At 68.1% G+C, this 17,546-nt stretch carries 17 protein-coding genes; 7 read left to right on the top strand and 10 right to left on the bottom strand.

Annotated elements, in window-relative coordinates; all coding sequences use genetic code 11:
* From RMP08_RS01435 to hflK, 6 genes are all read right to left on the bottom strand, one after another.
* Positions 1-1,017, bottom strand: a 1,017-nt coding sequence (locus RMP08_RS01435) for an OPT family oligopeptide transporter (RefSeq protein ID WP_310467171.1), incomplete at its 3' end; no start/stop codon positions are given.
* Between the two features lie 26 nt (positions 1,018-1,043).
* Positions 1,044-1,427 carry a nuclear transport factor 2 family protein gene (locus RMP08_RS01430; RefSeq protein WP_310467170.1) on the bottom strand — a complete coding sequence of 128 codons (384 nt, stop codon included), beginning with the start codon at positions 1,425-1,427 and terminating at the stop codon, positions 1,044-1,046.
* Positions 1,414-3,027, bottom strand: a complete 1,614-nt coding sequence (locus tag RMP08_RS01425) for a helicase HerA-like domain-containing protein (RefSeq protein WP_310467169.1) — start codon at positions 3,025-3,027, stop codon at positions 1,414-1,416. Before RMP08_RS01425 ends, RMP08_RS01430 begins: the two co-directional genes overlap by 14 nt.
* Before the next feature lie 91 nt (positions 3,028-3,118).
* Positions 3,119-4,660 (bottom strand): Do family serine endopeptidase, encoded by a 1,542-nt coding sequence (locus RMP08_RS01420; RefSeq protein ID WP_310467168.1) that lies wholly within the window; start codon positions 4,658-4,660, stop codon positions 3,119-3,121.
* A gap of 102 nt (positions 4,661-4,762) precedes the next feature.
* Positions 4,763-5,599 carry a protease modulator HflC gene (locus RMP08_RS01415; protein WP_310467172.1) on the bottom strand — a complete coding sequence of 279 codons (837 nt, stop codon included), beginning with the start codon at positions 5,597-5,599 and terminating at the stop codon, positions 4,763-4,765.
* A gap of 23 nt (positions 5,600-5,622) precedes the next feature.
* Positions 5,623-6,753, bottom strand: a complete 1,131-nt coding sequence (gene hflK, locus RMP08_RS01410) for an FtsH protease activity modulator HflK (RefSeq protein ID WP_310467167.1) — start codon at positions 6,751-6,753, stop codon at positions 5,623-5,625.
* A gap of 71 nt (positions 6,754-6,824) precedes the next feature.
* On the opposite strand from hflK, the gene RMP08_RS01405 reads away from it, so the two are divergent.
* From RMP08_RS01405 to RMP08_RS01395, 3 genes are read left to right on the top strand one after another with little or no spacing between them, the layout of a single operon-like run.
* Positions 6,825-7,772, top strand: coding sequence for an Mrp/NBP35 family ATP-binding protein (locus RMP08_RS01405; RefSeq protein WP_310467166.1), 948 nt, complete (start codon positions 6,825-6,827; stop codon positions 7,770-7,772).
* Between the two features lie 29 nt (positions 7,773-7,801).
* A complete protein-coding gene (locus tag RMP08_RS01400; RefSeq protein WP_310467165.1) occupies positions 7,802-8,233 on the top strand; it encodes a CoA-binding protein in 432 nt (143 codons plus the stop codon).
* The gene (locus RMP08_RS01395) at positions 8,230-8,523 is read left to right on the top strand and encodes a hypothetical protein (RefSeq protein ID WP_310467164.1); all 294 of its coding nucleotides are present in this window, start codon (positions 8,230-8,232) and stop codon (positions 8,521-8,523) included. The genes RMP08_RS01400 and RMP08_RS01395 overlap by 4 nt, the downstream gene beginning before the upstream one ends.
* Positions 8,524-8,529: 6 nt before the next feature.
* Here RMP08_RS01395 and RMP08_RS01390 read toward each other — a convergent pair whose 3' ends face one another.
* Genes RMP08_RS01390 through RMP08_RS01380 form a run of 3 tightly spaced genes read right to left on the bottom strand, consistent with a single transcriptional unit; the run spans position 8,530 to position 12,272 of the window.
* Positions 8,530-9,864: a metallopeptidase TldD-related protein gene (locus RMP08_RS01390; protein ID WP_310467163.1), complete on the bottom strand. Its 1,335-nt coding sequence runs from the start codon at positions 9,862-9,864 to the stop codon at positions 8,530-8,532.
* 9 nt (positions 9,865-9,873) lie between these two features.
* Entirely contained in the window at positions 9,874-10,785 is a 912-nt protein-coding gene (gene ubiA, locus RMP08_RS01385; RefSeq protein WP_310467162.1) for a 4-hydroxybenzoate octaprenyltransferase, read from the bottom strand.
* Positions 10,782-12,272, bottom strand: coding sequence for a phospholipase D-like domain-containing protein (locus RMP08_RS01380; RefSeq protein WP_310467161.1), 1,491 nt, complete (start codon positions 12,270-12,272; stop codon positions 10,782-10,784). The genes ubiA and RMP08_RS01380 overlap by 4 nt, the downstream gene beginning before the upstream one ends.
* 158 nt (positions 12,273-12,430) lie before the next feature.
* Between RMP08_RS01380 and RMP08_RS01375 the strand changes: the two genes are divergently transcribed.
* From RMP08_RS01375 to pip, 4 genes are read left to right on the top strand one after another with little or no spacing between them, the layout of a single operon-like run.
* Complete coding sequence (locus tag RMP08_RS01375) at positions 12,431-13,696, top strand: cyclopropane-fatty-acyl-phospholipid synthase family protein (RefSeq protein WP_310467160.1); 1,266 nt, start codon at positions 12,431-12,433, stop codon at positions 13,694-13,696.
* A gap of 10 nt (positions 13,697-13,706) precedes the next feature.
* Positions 13,707-14,441 carry a 16S rRNA (uracil(1498)-N(3))-methyltransferase gene (locus RMP08_RS01370; protein ID WP_310467159.1) on the top strand — a complete coding sequence of 245 codons (735 nt, stop codon included), beginning with the start codon at positions 13,707-13,709 and terminating at the stop codon, positions 14,439-14,441.
* 12 nt (positions 14,442-14,453) lie between these two features.
* On the top strand, positions 14,454-15,824 hold the full coding sequence (locus RMP08_RS01365) for a glutamate--cysteine ligase (protein ID WP_310467158.1): 1,371 nt from the start codon (positions 14,454-14,456) through the stop codon (positions 15,822-15,824).
* A 1-nt stretch (position 15,825) separates the two neighbouring features.
* Positions 15,826-16,785, top strand: coding sequence for a prolyl aminopeptidase (gene pip / locus RMP08_RS01360; RefSeq protein WP_310467157.1), 960 nt, complete (start codon positions 15,826-15,828; stop codon positions 16,783-16,785).
* Here the strand turns inward: pip and ligD are convergent.
* Positions 16,782-17,546, bottom strand: a 765-nt coding sequence (ligD, locus tag RMP08_RS01355) for a non-homologous end-joining DNA ligase (RefSeq protein ID WP_310467155.1), incomplete at its 5' end; no start/stop codon positions are given. The two genes, pip and ligD, sit on opposite strands and share 4 nt — an antisense overlap.

Genomic DNA, 17,546 nt, shown 5'->3' with positions numbered 1-17,546 from the left:
GATGGGGATCATCGAGGCGATGATGGTCACGCCGATGATCCCGATCGGCAGGTCGCGATCGGTCAGCGCGAGGCTGTCCTGCCCGCCCAGTTTGCGCGCGCGGCTGGCGGTCAGCGCCGAGGTCACGCCCTTGATGATCGGCCCGATGATCCGCAGCAGCGTCCAGATCGCGGCGACGCCGATGGTGCCCGCGCCGATAAACCGCACCTTCTCGCGGAACGTCGTGCCCACCAGCGTTTCCAGGTCCGCCGCCGAGCCCAAGCCGGCAAGTCCGGTCTGCCACGGCACCAGCACGAACCAGCTGATGATCAGCCCGACCAGCATGGCGATGCCGACCGCCATCCCGACCAGGTGCCCGACCCCGATCAGCGCCATCGACAGGCTGGTGGTGACGGTCGTCGCGCCGGCCCCGAAGTTGAAACTGCGCGCCGCCTCGGTCGCGGCAAGCTTGGTCTGGGCGAGGATCGCATAAGCCGCCGACACCAAAGAGCTCAGCACGATCATCTTCAATCCGCGGCGATTCTCCTCCGCCCCGCCGACCCCCGCGCCGACCTTGAGCACCTCGGCCGCCGCCACCCCTTCGGGATACGGCAGGTCGCTTCCGGTGACCAACGCGCGCCGCAGCGGCACCGAATACAGCACCCCCAAAATGCCGCCCAAGGCGATCACCGCGACCGACAGCCAGAACGGAAAACCGGTCCACCACCCGACCATGATTAGCCCCGGCAGCACGAAGATGATCGCCGACAGCGTCCCCGCCGCCGAGGCGATGGTCTGGACGATGTTATTCTCCTGGATCGTCGCGTCGCGGACGAACTTGAGCACCGCCATCGAGATCACCGCGGCCGGGATCGAGGTCGCGAAGGTGATCCCCAGCTTCAACCCGAGATAGACGTTGGCGGCGGTGAACAGCACCGTGATCAGCGCCCCGAGCACGATCCCGCGCAGGGTCAGCTCCTTGAGCGGGATGGCCGCCGCCGGAATCGCCGTCTCGCCGCCGCTGCTGCTGCTCGCCATTGTGATCCCCTGCTAGTTGGTCGCGCTCAATCGGGCACCGGGCTCGAGTGCCGCCGCACCACGCGCCACCGGCCCTCGTCGAAAATCCACACGTCGGTCAGCAGCACGGTGTCCTGCACCACGCGGCCGAGATACTTCACCCGCCATTTGGCCTCGACCGTGCCGACCATCACCTGGTCGAGCGCAATCGCGTCGGTCACGCTCAGGTCGATCGCCACCAGCTCGCGCTTCTTGATCGCCTCGAGCCATTCGTCGCGGTGCATCTGGAACGGGCCGTTGGCGCGCATCCCGATCAGCACGAAGCGCGGGTGAATCAGCGTCCGCAACTTGGCGAGGTCCTTGGCGCACAGCGCGTCGCGCCACTCGTCCTCGAGCGCGGCGATCAAGGCGCAGGTCTTATCGGCCGCCACGCAGCAATCCCCCGAGGATCCCGCGCAGCAGCTGGTTGCCCAATTGCCGCCCGACCGAGCTCGCCACCGCGCGCCCCGCCGACTGCATCATCTTGTCGGTCATCGACGGCTTGGCCGCCTCGCGCGCGACCCGCGCCGCCTCGCGGGCGGCCTCGCGGGTCTGGGGCGCCGCCACCCGGTCGGCCTCGCGCTGGCGCTGGATGTCGAGCCGCTCCTGCTCGCGCTGGGTCTTGATCGCCTCGCGCTGCGCCGCCGCGTCGAGCTTGGCCGCCTGCGCCGACGACACCGTCGCCGCGGTCTGCTCGGTGCGCCCGGCGAGCATCTCCTGCGCCGACTCGCGGTCGAGCGCGACATCGTATTTCGAGCCGATCGCATCGGTCGCGATCAACGTCGCGCGCTCCTCCGCCGACAGCGGCGCGACCCGCGACGCCGGCGGCTTGATCAAGGTCCGCTGCACCGGCGACGGCGCGCCGTCGGGCTGGAGCAGCGACACCAACGCCTCGCCCACCTTCAACTGCGTGATCACCGTCGCGACATCGACATCGGGGTTCTGGCGAAACGTATCCGCCGCCGACTTGACCGCCGCCTCGTCGCGCGGGGTGAACGCGCGCAACGCATGCTGGACGCGGTTGCCGAGCTGCCCCGCGATCTTGTCCGGGATGTCGATCGGGTTCTGGGTGATAAAATACACCCCCACCCCCTTGGAGCGGATCAGCCGCACCACCTGCTCGACCTTTTCGGTCAGCGCCGGCGGGGCGTCCTCGAACAGCAAATGCGCCTCGTCGAAAAAGAAGCACAGCTTGGGCTTGGGCAAATCGCCCACCTCGGGCAGCGTCTCGAACAATTCCGACAGCAGCCACAGCAGGAACGTCGAATACAGCCGCGGGCTCGCCATCAGCCGGTCGGCGGCGAGGATGTTGACCACCCCGCGCCCGCTCTCGTCGAGCTTGAGGAAATCCTCCAGCGCGATCGCCGGCTCGCCGAAGAAATTGTCCCCACCCTGGCTGCGCAATTGCAGCAGCGAGCGCTGGATCGTCCCAACGCTGGCCTTCGAGACATTGCCATATTCGAGCGTCAGTTCGTCCGCCCGCTCGCCGACATTGACCAGCATCGCCTGCAAATCGTCGAGGTCGAGCAGCAGCAGCCCTTCCTTGTCGGCGACGTGGAAGGCGATCGCCATCACCCCTTCCTGGACCTCGTTGAGGTTCATCAGCCGGCTCAGCAGCAACGGCCCCATCTCGCTCACCGTGGTGCGGATCGGATGGCCCTGGTGCCCAAACAAATCCCACAATTGCACCGGCGACTCGCGGTACTGCCAGTCGCCAAACCCGATCTCGGCGGCGCGCGCGGCGAACGGCTCATGGGTCTTGGACGTCGCCGATCCCGGCATCGCCAGCCCGGCGAGGTCGCCCTTGACGTCGGCGACGAAGGTCGGGACCCCGGCCAGCGAAAAGCCCTCGACGATGCCCTGCAAGGTGACCGTCTTGCCGGTCCCGGTGGCGCCGGCAATCAGCCCGTGGCGGTTGGCGCGGGTGAGCTCGAGCCGCTGCGGCTCAGCGCCGCCCGGCCCGCTGCCGATGAAGATCGAAGTGCCGTCCATCCGCCGCCCTCACCGCAACTCGCCGCGCACCCTTGCCAATCAGTCGGGCGAGCGCAAGCGCGATGTGTGTGGCGGCCATTGGCCGAGCCGCCTAGCGGGCGCCGATATTGACCCCCACGAAGGCTTCGGGAGCGGTGCCGCGCTTGACCAGCAGGAGGACGCTGGTGCGGCCGGCGCGGCGTGCCGCATCGACCGCCGCGACAACCTGGGCCGGAGCCGTCACCGCCTGGCGGTTGACCGACATCACGAGGTCGCCGCGCTGGAGTCCCTTCTCCGCCGCGTCGCTGCCCGGCTCGACCGCGGTGATGACGACTCCGCGCGCGGTCGCCGGCAGGTTGAGCGCGCGGGCGATCTGCGGATTGAGCGGCTGGAGCGACATTCCCAGGGCGCGGTTGGCCGGAACCACCGGGGCATTGTCGGGGGTAAGGCCCTCCTCCGCCCCGCCGTTGCCGATCTGCCGTGCGAGTTCCTCCTCGGTCGGCCGCTGGCCGACGGTGACGGTGACCGTCTGGCGGCGGCCGTCGCGGATGAGGTCGACCGGCACGCGGGTGCCGACGGTGGTGTTGGCGATCAGATAGGACACCGTCTGGTCGGGGTTCACGTCGCGCCCGTTGACCTGCAGGATGACGTCGCCCTGCTGGATGCCGGCGCGCGCCGCCGGCTCGCCCGGCTGGACCGAGCGCACGATCTCGCCGCGGTCCTTGGGCAGGCCGAGCGATTCGGCGATGTTCTCGTCCAATGGCTGGAGGCCGACGCCGAGGTAGCCGCGGCTCGGGCGCTGCCCGCGGCGCAGCGAATCGATCACCGGCTTGGCCGATTCCGCGGGGATCGCGAGGCCGATTCCGACGCTCGCGCCGGTCGGCGAGATCAACGCCGAATTGATGCCGATGACGTTGCCGTTCAAATCGAACATCGGGCCGCCCGAATTGCCCATGTTGATGCTGGCGTCGGTCTGGATGTAGCGGTCGTAGGCGCCGACCCCGGTGATCCCGCGGTGGAGCGCCGAGATGATCCCGGCGGTGACCGTGCCGCCCAGGCCATAGGGGTTGCCGATCGCGACGATCCAGTCGCCGACCCGGGCGCGGGTGCTGTCGCCCCACTGGACGTAGGGGAAGTTCTGGCCCTCGATCTTGAGCAAGGCGAGGTCGGAGGCGGTGTCGCGGCCGATGATCCGCGCCGGATATTCGCGGCGGTTGGTCAAGGTCACGGTGACGCTGTCGACCGTGCCGTTGCCGCCGGCGCCGACCACGAGGTGGTTGTTGGTGACGATGTAGCCGTCGGGCGAGACGATGAAGCCCGAGCCGAGCGACCCCGATTCCCGCGTGCGCGGATTGGCGTCGCCCTGGCCCTGCCCGCCGGGGCCCTGCGGCGCCGCGTCGGGCCCGCCGAAGCGGCGGAAGAATTCCTCGAACGGGTCGGCCTGGGTGCGCACCGGCACGCGCTGCTTGGTCGAAATATTGACCACCGCCGGCTGGAGCCGGGCGGCGAGGTCGGCGAAGGTCGGCGGCGCGCCGCGCGGTGCCATCGCGGCCGGCGAGTTCTGCGCGACCTGGGCCCCGACCGGGCCGGTCGCGATTGAAAAAGCGGTTCCACCCAGCAGCAGGGCCGACGCGACCCCATAGGCATAGCGCACTGTTCCGGACTCCTTCGATTTCATCGATCTTCCTCGAACTTATGATTGCTGCTGTGACTGTGAGCTACGGTCAACGCATGAACGCGCTTTGAACGACCTGCTTCAGCGGCCGCGTCCAGTGAATTCCTTCAAATAGTCGTTATTCGGCGACAAAATGATGGTCGTCGGTGACGGGGTTTCGCCGCCGTCGCCGATGAAGGTGGTCGTGTAGGACTGCATGGCGCGGTAGAATTCGTAGAATTCGGGGTCGCGCCCGAAGCTCGCGGCATAGGTCTTGGCGGCCTGGGCGTCGGCTTCGGCGCGGATGATCGCCGCCTGCTTGGCGCCCTGGGCGCGGATCGAGCGCGCTTCCTGCAGCCGCGCGGTGCGCATGCGGTCGTAGGCCGATTGCAACGGGGTGCCGTCGGGCAGATCGGCCTTCTTGATCCGGACGTCGATGATCTCGGCGCCGTACTGACGCGCGACACGGTCGAGCCCGCGGCGGACATTCTCCATCACGCCCTGCCGCTCCGGGCTGAGCAAAGCCGAGAACGGCCGCTTGCCGAGCTCGTTGCGCAGCTCCGAACCGAGGATCGGGCGGAGCGCGTCGCTGACCCGCTCTTCACTCCGCGCGCGGATGTACATCCGCAAGGGATCGACGATGCGGTAGCGCGCGAAGGCATCGACCTCGAGCCTGAGCTGGTCGGTCGACAGCACCTGCTGGCGGTCCATGTCGACATCGAGCACGCGCTTGTCGATCCACACGATGTTCTCGATGAACGGGATGCGCCAGCTGAGGCCCGCGCCCGGCCCGCCGATCGGCTCGTTGGGCTGATAGCGGTTGAGGATGCGCATCGGCTTGCCGAACTGGACGACCACTGCCTGCTTGGTCTCGGGCACGATCGGGAAGCTGCCGAGCACGGTGAACAGCAGGAACAGCCCGACCAGCCCGCTGAGCATCGGGCGGCGGCGGATCAGCGCCATCATTGGCCCTGCTCCCGCGGCTGCGATTTCTGGATTTGCGGCAGCGGCAGATACGGCGTCACCCCGGGCGTCTCGACAATCGTCTTGTCGACCTTGGACAAAATGCGCTCCATCGTTTCGTAATACATGCGGCGGCGGGTAACCCCGGGGGCCAGCCGATATTCCTCGTAGACCTTGTCGAACGAGGTCGCTTCGCCCTGCGCCTTGGCGGTCAGCTGGAGCGCATAGGCGCGCGCCTGGTTGACGTAGGACTGGGCTTCCTGCTGCGCCGCGGTGACTTCCTTGAATGCGTCGTTGACCGCGTTGGGCGGATCGGCCTGCTTGATCGCGACGCCCTGGATGCGCACCCCGGCGCGGTACGAATCGAGCACCTGGCGCATGATGTCGGCGACCTGCGTCTCGATGTCGCCGCGGCCTTCGCCGATGGCGTCGTTGAGGCTGACCCGGCTGACCGCCGCGCGCATCGCGCTTTCGGCGACCTGGCGGATGGTCTCGTCGGGCTGGGCCAGTTCGAACAAATAGAGCTCGGGGTCGCGGATGTTCCACCGCACCGAATAAGCGATGTCGATGATGTTCTGGTCGCCGGTCAGCATCAGCGTCTCGGTGCCGGTGGTGCCGAGGTCGATGTTGCGGATATTCTCGACGTCGATCTTGCGCACCGAGTCGATCGGCGACGGAAGCGTAAACCCGATGCCGGGCCCGAGCGTGTGGCTGTAGCGGCCGAAGCGCGACACCACGCCGCGCTCTTCCGGGGCGATGCGGTGCATCGTGGTGAACAACAGCCACAGCAGGACGAAGCCGAGCACGCCCCACACGATGATCGAATTATTGGGCCGGCCGGGGAAGCCGCCGCCGAGGCCGCCGCCGCCGTCGCCGCCGAAGCGCGCCTTGCTGCGCCGCATGAACTCGTCGAGCGAGGACACGTTGGAGGTCGGGCCGGGCCCGCGCGGGCGGCGCTTGGCCGGTTCGCCCCACGGTCCCGGTGACGGCGGATCGCCATCGCCGCCGCCGCTTCCGCCGCCGCCTTTTTTGCCGCCCCCGCCGCCATCGCCGCCGCTCGGCCCCCACGGGCCTTTCACGTCGTTGAAGAGTCCGCGAGCGCGTGCGCCCAGCCCCGATAGGATCGTCATGGACCCACTATAGGAAGCGTGGGCTGCGAAAAACAGTGGCAAGGGCGGCGCGCGCGCTTATGGCGCGGGGCATGGCCACCCTCAGCAGCCTCGACGACCACCCCGAGGCGGCGCGCATCCGCTCCAAAAAGCTCGCGGGCGGCGTCGCCACGATCGTCGCCGACGCCACCGGCCTCGACCAGGCCGGCCAGGCCGCGCTCGAAGATTCCCTGCGTTCTCAAGCACTTGCGATACCCGGCGTGACAGAGGCCCGAATCGCCCTGACCGCGTCACAGATGGTGCGCGCAGTAATCGCAATCGGCAGCGGCAAAGGCGGCGTCGGCAAATCCACGCTCGCGGCAAATCTAGCAATCGCCCTCGCCCGCGCCGGCAAAAAGGTCGGCCTGATCGACGCCGATGTCTACGGCCCGTCGCAACCGACCCTGCTCGGCAGCGACGCCAAGGCGACCGCGCATGACGACCGCCTGGTCCCGGTCGCCGCGCACGGCATCAAATTCCTCTCGCTCGGCCAGTTGGTGTCGCCGGGCCATGCGCTGGCGTGGCGCGGACCGATGGCGACCGGCGCGCTGATGAAGCTGGTTGAGGCCGATTGGGGCGACGCCGAGTATCTCATCGTCGACATGCCGCCGGGCACCGGCGACGTCCAGCTGACCCTGATCCAGAAGGCGCGGCCGGCCGGCGCGGTGATCGTCTCGACCCCGCAGGACCTGTCACTGATCGACGCGCGCCGCGCGATCGACCTGTTCCGCAAGACCTCGGTGCCGGTGCTCGGGATCGTCGAGAACATGGCCGGCTACGCCTGCCCCCATTGCGGCGAGTTGTCCGATCCGTTCGGCAGCGGCGGGGTCGAAGCTGCGGCGGGTGAGCTCGGCGTGCCCTTCCTCGGCCGCCTCCCGCTGTCGCTGGCGTTGCGCGAGGCATCCGACGCAGGAACCCCGCTCGCCGCCGGGGCCGAGGCCGAAGCCTTCGCGGCACTCGCCCAGAAACTACTCACCGCGCTGGATACCGCTGCCGCCTGAGGCATTGAGCAGGCGACGAGGAGAACATCATGCCGCTAACTCGTGATGAGGATATCGCCGAGCTGCTGACCACTGCGCGCACCATTGCATTGGTCGGTGCGTCGGACCGCCCCGACCGCCCATCCTACGGGGTGATGAAATTCCTCCAGGACCATGGCTACCGGGTGTTCCCGGTCAACCCGCAGATCACCGGCGAGCATGTCCACGGCGAATATGTCTGGCGCGAGCTCGCCCAGATCGGCGAGCCGATCGACATCGTCGACATCTTCCGCCGACCCCAGGCCGCCGGCGAGGCGGTCGACCAGGCGATCTTCGTCGGCGCCAAGGCGGTGTGGCTGCAGATCGGCGTGATCAATGAGGAGGCCGCGGCGCGCGCCGAGGCGGCCGGCCTCAAGGTGGTGATGGACCGCTGCCCCAAGATTGAAATCCCGCGGCTTCGCCTGCCGGCAATCACGGCATGAGCGCAACCGACGAAGTCGAGCTGTTCGGGTTTGTCTACACCCACAACACAGCGTGCATCCTGTGCACCCATGTCGCCGCCGGTGAGCCGGTGGCGCTAGTGGTGCATGACAGCGACGGCGACATTTCCTTCGCCTGCGCGCGGTCCGCGCATGACGACGCGGAGTTCAAGGTGATCGCGCTCGGCCGGGCCGCCTCGATCGTAGATTTTTCGCAATTGCCGCACCTCGACGAAGGCCAGCAGGCCGAGCGGACGCCCGACGGCGAGTGGCGGATCGGCACCGCAGCCTGAACGCGCTCAGGCCGCCGCGACGGTCATTTGCGGCACCAATATCGTCGGCGCGTCGACGCCGTTGCGGAACTCGAGGTCGCTGCCTGGCTCGAGTGTCGCAAACATGTCGATCAGGTTCGAGGCGATTGTGATCTCGGCGATCGGCTCGGCGATTTCGCCGCCGCGGACGATGAAGCCGGCCGCGCCGCGGCTGTAGTCGCCGGTGACGCTATTGACGCCCTGCCCGATCAATTCAGTGACCAGGATCGCCAGTGGATAGGCCGCGAGCAGGTCGGCGCGGCTGCGCTGGCCGGGCGCCAGATAGAGATTGCCGGGGCCGACGCCGCCCGAGCGCACCGCATGGCCGGTCGGCGCAATGCCGAGCTGGCGCGCGGCGGCGCAATCGGCGAGCCAGGTGGTGAGGATTCCGTCGGCGACCAGATCGCGGCGCGTAACCGGCAGCCCTTCGCCGTCGAACGCACGGCTGCGCAGGCCGCGCGGGCGCAGCGGGTCGTCGGTGATGGTGATGCCGGGGGCGAACACGCGCTCGCCCAGCCGGTCCTTGAGGAAGCTCGACTTGCGCGCCACCACGGCACCGCTGATCGCGCCGATGAAATGGCCGAGCAGGGTGTGCGACAAGCGCGGGTCGAACAGCACCGGCAGCGGCCCGGCCTTGATCCGCCCGGGGTTGAGCCGCGCTACCGTGCGCTCGCCGGCGCGGCGGCCGATCATGGCGGCGTCCTCGAGATCCTCTAGATGGCGCGCGCTGTGCCACGCATGATCGCGCTGCATCGTCTCGCCCTCGCCGGCGATGACGCTGGCCGAGCAGCTGTGCCCACTGACGCTGTAGCCGCGAGCAAAGCCGGTCGAGGTCGCCAGCGCCATGGTCGACGCCGAGGCCCCAGCCGACCCGCCGTTCGAATTGGCTACTCCGGGCACCGCCAGCGCCGCGCTTTCCGCCGCCACCGCGCGCGCCTGCAACGCCGCCGGGTCGGGCTCGGCGGGGTCAAAGGCGTCGATATCGGGCAGCTTTCCGCGCTCGAGCAGCTCGGGCGGGGCAAGGCCGGCGTAAGGATCTTCAGGCGCTTCGGCGGCCATCGCGGCGGCCCGCTCGACCAGCAAATCCAGCGCCTCGTCGGTAAAATTGGATGACGCAACAGTTGCAAATCGCGAACCGTTGAAGAAGCGCAAACCTATGTGCTCGCCCTCCGAGCGGTTGACCTGCTCGAGCCCCCCCATGCGCACTTCGACGCTGCTCGATCGCTCGCCAGCGTACAGCACGTCGGCGGCGCTGGCGCCCGCGGCGACCGCGCGCTCGACAAGCTTGTGCGCGATAGCGGTGGCGTTCTCGATGCTTAGCATGACGACCGGTTAGCGCGCCGCGAGGCCAACCACCAGCATCGCCATGAACACCAGCAATCCGGCAATGCGATTGGAGCGGAACAGCGCGAGCGCCCCGGGCCCGTCCTTGGGATCGGCGCGCAGGGCCTGGTTGGCGAGGTGCAGCGCGGCAGGCAGCAAGGCGAGCAGCGCCAACCAGTCGGGCCGTACTTCCCAAAGGGCAAAACCCCACAGCACCAGCGCCAGCGCGTAGAAGATGGCGACGCCGGCCGGCGCCTGATCGCCCAGGCGCCGCGCCGACGACTTGACCCCTACCAGCGCGTCGTCCTCGACATCCTGGATCGCGTACAGCGTGTCATAGCCGATCACCCACGCCACGGTGCCGGCGTAGAGCCACAAGGCGGGGATGCCGATCTCGCCGGTCACCGCCGGCCAGCCGACCAGCGCGCCCCACGAGAAGACCAGCCCGAGCCACGCCTGCGGCCACCACGTCCAGCGCTTCATGAATGGGTAGGCGGCGACCAGGAACAGGCTGGCCACCGCGACCAGCTGCGCGGCGCGGGTCAAATGGGTAAGGACGTAGAGGCCGATCAGGCACAGGCCGATCGCCAGCGCCCACGCCATCCTTGCTGTCACCCGCTTGCTTGCCAGCGGGCGCAGCCGGGTCCGCTCAACCCGAGCATCGAGATCCTGGTCGACAATGTCATTGTAGACGCAGCCCGCACTGCGCATCGCGAACGCGCCGATTGCGAACCAGCCGAACAGCGCCCAGCGCCCGCCGACCCCGGCCAGCGCAACGCTCCACGCGCACGGCCAGAACAGCAGCCAAATTCCAATTGGCCGATCAAGCCGCATCAGCGAGGCAAACGGGCGCAGCCGCGGCGGGAGCGCGCCGATCAGCCCGCGCCGCTCGCTGTCGGGCACGATTTCCGGGGCGTTCACCGCCGCCCCAGCCGGCGGCCGATTGCCGCGCGGCCCTTGGCCCAGCTTTTTGCCAGGCCGCGCGAGGCGATCGGGTCGAGCATGGCGTCGGGGCTCTCGGGGTCGAGCAACTCATTCTCGGCGATGAATTCCTCCGCTTCGCCCAGGCCCTCCATCGGCAGCAGCTCGAGCGACTTGCCCGGGCCGCGCAGCGCTTCGATCGCGGCGACCATCGATCCCGCCTTCGCTTCCGCTGCGGCAAACTCTTCGGGCGAGCAAGCGAGGTGCTCGGCGATCAGCCGGTGCCGCAGCGCGGTAATCGTAGCCGGCGTATTGGCGTTGGCGGGAAGCGCGGCGTCAATAATCACGTCGCATTCGCTGTCGAGGCCCTGGCTGCGATTGTTGAGGTTGGCCGAGCCGACCCGCAGCAGTCGGTCATCGACGATCGATACCTTGGCGTGGACGTAAATGTCGGTGCCCCCGGCGGTAACCGGCACATAGACGCGGAAGCGATTGCGGCGATCCTTGGCGCCGATCGCCGCGACCAGCTTGAGCCGCGCCCCGTCCATCGCCTTCTGCTCGAGCCAGCCATCGGCCCGGCGCGGCATGACCATCACGATTTCCGGGGGGTCGGGTTCGGCCATTCGTTCGGCGATCGCGGCGCCGATCTTGGCGCTCGTGAAATATTGGTTCTCGACGTAGATGAAGCGCTCGGCGGCGCAGATCATGTCGATGAAAAGCGCCTCGATCTCCCGGATCTCGGCCAAATCGTCATACGCCGCGCGGGTCCGAGCGATGGCGATGTCGACATCGCGGAACATCACGCCGAGTCCGTCCGGCCACGGGGTGTCGGCGACCGGCTTGACCGGATCGAGCCTGGCCTTGGTCGCCTTGCTCCAGCGCTCGCGGCCGAGCTCGGCCAAATGACCCGCGACCGGCCCGCGCATCATCATCGTTGCGTCGTGCCACGGCATATAGGGCTTGCCGTCGGGGCCAGTGCGGCGCGGATCGCCGTCCTTATGCTCCGAGGTGTCCCACCGCGCGGTGGAAATGTCGATCCCGCCGCACGCCGCCAATTGGTCGTCGATGACGACGATTTTCTGGTGGTGGCTGCAGCCCGGCGGGTGCGACGAATCGAAGCGGAAATCGATCGCTTCGGTCTTCCACCAGCGCGCCAGCCAGACCACCGCGGCGGGCCGGGCGAACTGCTTGAGCGCGCCGAAATTCCACTTCAGGATGTCGATTTCGCGGGTTGGATTAGCGTGCGCCAGGTTGAGGACGAAGCGGCCCAGCGTCTCGCCCTGGCCGTGGTCGTCGGGGGCCAGCGCGATGCGCGTGTCGAAGTCCCACCCGACGATGAAGATGCGCTTGGTCGCGGCCACCATGGCGGCGCGGATGTGGCGGTAATAATCGGCCGCGTCGACGACCACGCTGGCCTCGCCGGCGCGCGCGATGCGCCAGCAATTGCGCCCCACGGCGACGATCGGGTGCAAGGTGTCGGCAGCCATCGTCGTCGTAATCTCCGCTCGTCGCCGGCGCTTCTAGGCAAAGCAGCGCCGCCTGACGAGGGGCTGAGTGCGCCCGTCTAACGCCTGACTGACGGCACGGCGGCATCGCCGCCCTTTCGGCGGTTGATCGGCGGCGGAACCGCACTAAACTTCGCCTTATGTGGCTGCTCGACAAAATGCTTCGCAAGCTCATCCGCCGCGGCGAGCTGACGATCATCGACCATCGCGGCAAGGCCTGGCGCTACGGCGCCCCGGATCCCGCGATCGCTTCGGTCACCGCGCGGCTGGCCGACAGCCGGGTCGCGATGAAGATCGCATCGGACCCGCGGGTCGGGGCCGGCGAGGCCTATATGGACGGGCGCTTCACGCTCGAGCAGGGCGATATCCGCGACCTCATCCTGCTGGCCCGCTACAACAGCCCGTTCGAGAAGATTGGCGCACTCAAGGGCAAGAGCCCGGTGGCCAAGGCGGCCGGAGCGATCGCCGGGAGGCTCGACCAGGTCAATTGGAAGACCCGCTCGCGGCGCAACGCCGAGCACACCTACAATCTGACCCGCCGCCTATACGAACTATTCCTCGACGAAGACCGCCAATACACCTGCGCCTACTATCGCGACCCGGCCAACGGCCTGGAGCAGGCGCAGCTCGACAAGAAGGCCCACATCGCGTCGAAACTCAACTTGAAGCCCGGCATGCGGGTGCTCGACATCGGCTGCGGCTGGGGCGGGCTCGCGCTGTATCTCCACCGCCATTACGACGTCGACGTGCTCGGCGTCGCGCTGGCCTCGGACCAGATCGAGTTCGCGCGCGAGCGGGCCGCCGAGGAAGGGGTCGCCGACCGCGTCAAGTTCGAGTTGATGGATTACCGCGACGTCCCCGGCACCTTCGACCGCATCACCAACGTCGGGCTGATCGAGCATCTCGGCACGCCGCATTACCCCGGCTTCTTTGCCAAGTGCCGCGAGCTGCTCGCGCCTAACGGGATCATGCTGTCGCACTGTTGCGGGCGGATGACCGGCCCCGGCCTGACCGACAAATGGACGCGCAAGTATATTTTCCCGGGCGGCTACATCCCGGCGCTGTCGGAGATCGTCGGCGAGGCCGAGAAGCACCGCCTGATCGTGTCCGACGTCGAGACGCTGCGCTACCATTACGCCTTCACGCTGGAGGAATGGTACCGCCGCACGGTCGCGGCGCGCGACGAGATTATCGCGATGTACGACGAGCGCTTCTACCGCATGTGGCAATTCTATCTGGCCGGGGCGGAAGGCGCGTTCCGCTATGGCGGGATGTCCAACTTCCAGGTCCAGTTCATGAAGGACCGCCGCGCCGCGCCGATCATCCGCGACTATATGTTCGAGGAAGAGCAGCGCCTGCGCGGCCTCGAGCAGCCCCCGAAGTGGCATCTGGAAGCGGCCGAATAGCCGCTTCGCCATGCCCGCCACCCCCGCCTGGCCGCCCAAGAGCCTGCCGCGCCTGTTTGTGCGAACCGCGCTTGGCGAGGGCGGGCGGGTCGAGCTGGAACCCGCTCAGGCAAATTACTTCGGCAATGTGCTGAGGCTCGGCGAAGGAGCCGAGGTCTTGTTGTTCGACGGTGTGTCCGGCGAATGGCTGGCGCGGATTGCCGAGGCGGGCAAGAAGCGCATGGCGCTGAGCGTCGAGCGGCGCACGCGCGAGGCCGAGCGCGTGCCCGACGTGTGGTTGGCGTTCGCGCCGGTCAAGCGCGCGCAGACTGACTGGCTGGTTGAGAAAGCGACCGAATTGGGCGCGGCGAAGCTGCTGCCGGTGATCACCCAGCGGACGATCGTCGAGCGGGTCAAGCTCGAGCGGCTGGAGGTGATCGCGATCGAGGCGGCCGAGCAATGCGGGCGCACGGTGTTGCCCGAGATCGCCGAGCCGGTCGCGCTGGTTGCGTTCCTCAAGGGCAATGAACGGACCCTCTATTTCGCCGACGAGAGCGGTGGCGAGGCCGCGGCGACCGCGTTCAAGCCCGGGGCGGCGACGATCCTGATCGGGCCCGAGGGCGGCTTCACCCCCGACGAGCGCGCCGCCATCCGCGCCGCGCCCAAGGCCGTGGCTATTTCGCTCGGCCCGCGCATCCTGCGCGCCGAGACCGCCGCCCTCGCCGCCTTGGCCGCCTATATGGCGCTGGCCGGGGACTGGCGCTAAGCGCGGCCCGGCATGACCACCCGCACCGACACCAGCGCGAGCCCGCCCATCGAGAGCCGCGACGATCTCCTGTCGGTGTTCTCCGGTGGCGAGAAGCCGCGCGAGAAATGGCTGATCGGCACCGAGCACGAAAAATTCGTCTATCGCTGCGCCGATCATCGCGCGCCGTCGTGGGACGAGCCGGGCGGCATCCGCGACCTCCTCAACGGCTTGACCGAATTCGGCTGGCGGCCGGTCGAGGAGAATGGAAAGATCATCGCTCTGGCGGGAGTCGACGGCACCATCAGCCTCGAGCCGGCCGGGCAGTTCGAGCTGTCCGGCGCGGCGCTGCGCAACCTCCACGAAACATGCGCCGAGGCTGCGCGCCACCTCGCCCAGTGCAAGGCGGTCGGCGACCGGCTCGGGCTCGGCTTCCTCGGGCTCGGCATGTGGCCAGACAAGGCGCGCGCCGACCTGCCGGTGATGCCCAAGGGCCGCTACAAGATCATGCTCGACTACATGCCCAAGGTCGGTGATCTCGGGCTCGACATGATGCTGCGAACCTGCACCATCCAGGTCAACCTCGACTATGCGTCCGAGGCCGACATGGTGAAGAAATTCCGCATCGGGCTCGCGCTCCAGCCGGTGGCCACCGCCTTGTTCGCCAACTCGCCGCTGACCGAGGGCAAGCCCAACGGCTTCAAGTCGTTCCGCAGCCACATCTGGGAGGACACCGACCCCGACCGCACCGGCATGCTGCCGTTCGTGTTCGAAGACGGCTTCGGCTACGGGCGTTACTGCGATTACGCGCTCGACGTCCCGATGTACTTCGTGTTCCGCGACGGCAAATATATCGACGCCGCGGGCCAGAGCTTTCGCGATTTCCTCAACGGCGAGCTGCCAGCGCTGCCCGGCGAGAAACCGCGCCTCAACGATTTCACCGACCATCTCTCCACCGCGTTCCCCGAGGTGCGGCTCAAGAGCTTCCTCGAAATGCGCGGCGCGGACGGCGGGCGCTGGGGGCGGATCTGCGCGCTCCCCGCGCTGTGGGTCGGGCTGCTCTACGATGACGTCGCGCTCGATGCCGCGTGGGAACTGGTCAAGGGCTGGTCGATCGGCGAGCGCGAGGAGCTTCGCCGCGCGGTTCCGAAGCTGGCGCTAGAGGCGCCTTTGCCTGGTGGAGGCACCGTGCTCGATTTGTCCCGCCAAGTGCTCGACATTGCCGCCGCAGGGCTATCGCGCCGCGCCGAATTGAACAGCGCCGGCGATAACGAAGGCGGCTTCCTCGACCCGCTCCACGAGGTCGTCGCCAGCGGCATGACCCCCGCCGACCGCCTGCTCGAGCGCTTCCACGGCGAGTGGGCGGGCGATGTCTCGAACGTCTATCGGGAAATGAGTTTTTGACATGAACACAGCCGACCGACGCACTTTGTATCCCGAGTTCGAACCGCGCGAGACCGGCATGCTCGATGTCGGCGACGGGCATAGCCTGTACTGGGAGCTGAGCGGCAACCCGGACGGAAAGCCGGTGGTGTTCCTCCACGGCGGGCCGGGCGGCGGATCGAGCCCGGCGCATCGCCGCCAGTTCGATCCGGCGCGCTACAACATCCTCGTGTTCGACCAGCGCGGGGCGGGCAAGTCGACGCCGCACGCGAGCCTCACTGCGAACACCACCTGGCATTTGGTCGACGACATCGAGCGGCTGCGGACTCATTTCGGCATCGACAAGTGGATGGTGTTCGGCGGGTCCTGGGGATCGACGCTCGCGCTCGCTTATGCCGAAAAATACCCCGAGCGGGTCACCGAGCTGGTGCTGCGCGGGATCTTCCTGTTCGACCAATATGAAATCGACTGGCTGTACAAGGAGGGCGGCGCGTCCTCGATCTACCCCGACAAATGGGTCGAGTTCGTCGCGCCGATCCCGCCCGCCGAGCACGGCGATCTGGTCGAAGCGTACCGCAAGCGCCTGACCGGCGAGGACCGCGCCGAGCAGCTGACCGCCGCCAAGGCGTGGAGCAAGTGGGAGGGCGAGACGGTGACCCTGCTCCCCAATCCCGAGGTAATCGAGGAATTCACCGAAGACGACAAAGCGATCGCGGTGGCGCGGATCGAGAACCACTACATGGCGAACATGGGTTGGCTCGAGCCCGGCCAGCTGCTGCGCGACGCGGCCAAGCTGAAAGGCATCCCCGGCGTGATCGTCCAGGGCCGCCATGACAGCTGCACCCCGCCGCGCGCGGCGTGGGCACTCAAACAGGCGTGGCCCGAGGTTGAGCTCAACATCGTCCCCGACGGCGGCCATTTGTACAACGAGCCGGGGATCCTCGACGGCCTGGTCCGCGCGACGGACAAGTTCGCCGGCTAGGCGTCAGGCAGCGCCTGCTTGGCGATGCCCCAGCCGGCCAGCGCCTTCGATGATGCGCGCGCGATCAATTGGTCGGTGTCGCGAATCGAGAAGGCATTGCCGCCGGCGAAATCGTCAAGCTCGTCCCAGCTGACCGGGGCCGCCACCGGTGCGCCTTCGCGGGCGCGGGCGGAGTAAGGCAGCACCGCGGTCGCGCCGCGCTGGTTGCGCAGCCAGTCGAGGAAGATGCGGCCCTTGCGCTGGGCCTTGCGGATGTTGGCGGTGAAGGTCTCGGGCTCGGCCTCGGCCACCGCGCGCGAAAAGCGCTCGGCGAACGACTTTACGCGCGGCCAGTCGGCGCTGGCATCGAGGGGCACGACGACGTGGATGCCCTTGCCGCCGGTCAGCAAGGGGAAGCTGACCAGCCCCATGTCGGCCATCAGGTCGCGGATGCGCCGCGCGGCATCCCGCACCGCGGCGAAATCGAGCCCGACGTCGGGATCGAGGTCGAACACCAGCCGGTCGGGATGCTCAACCCGGTCCGAGCGACTGCCCCAGCCGTGAAACTCGATCGTCCCCATCTGTACGCACTGGAGCAAGCCGCGGACGTCCTCGAACCATAAATAGTCCTCGAGGTGACCGTCCTTCTCCTTGATCGGCACATGTTTGACCTGGTCGAGGTTCGGGAAGCCCCGGCAATCCGTCGAGCGGTGGATCCGCTGGCTCGAGCGGCTCCGGCAATCCGTCGAACAGCGGGTCGGCTGGTTCGGGAGGCACGTCCG

This window comes from Sphingomonas sp. (assembly GCF_031426035.1).
In the GTDB taxonomy this organism is placed as follows: domain Bacteria; phylum Pseudomonadota; class Alphaproteobacteria; order Sphingomonadales; family Sphingomonadaceae; genus Sphingomicrobium.
The sequence above is the reverse complement of the archived record's forward strand: the minus strand, read 5'-3'. Positions and strand labels throughout refer to the sequence as shown.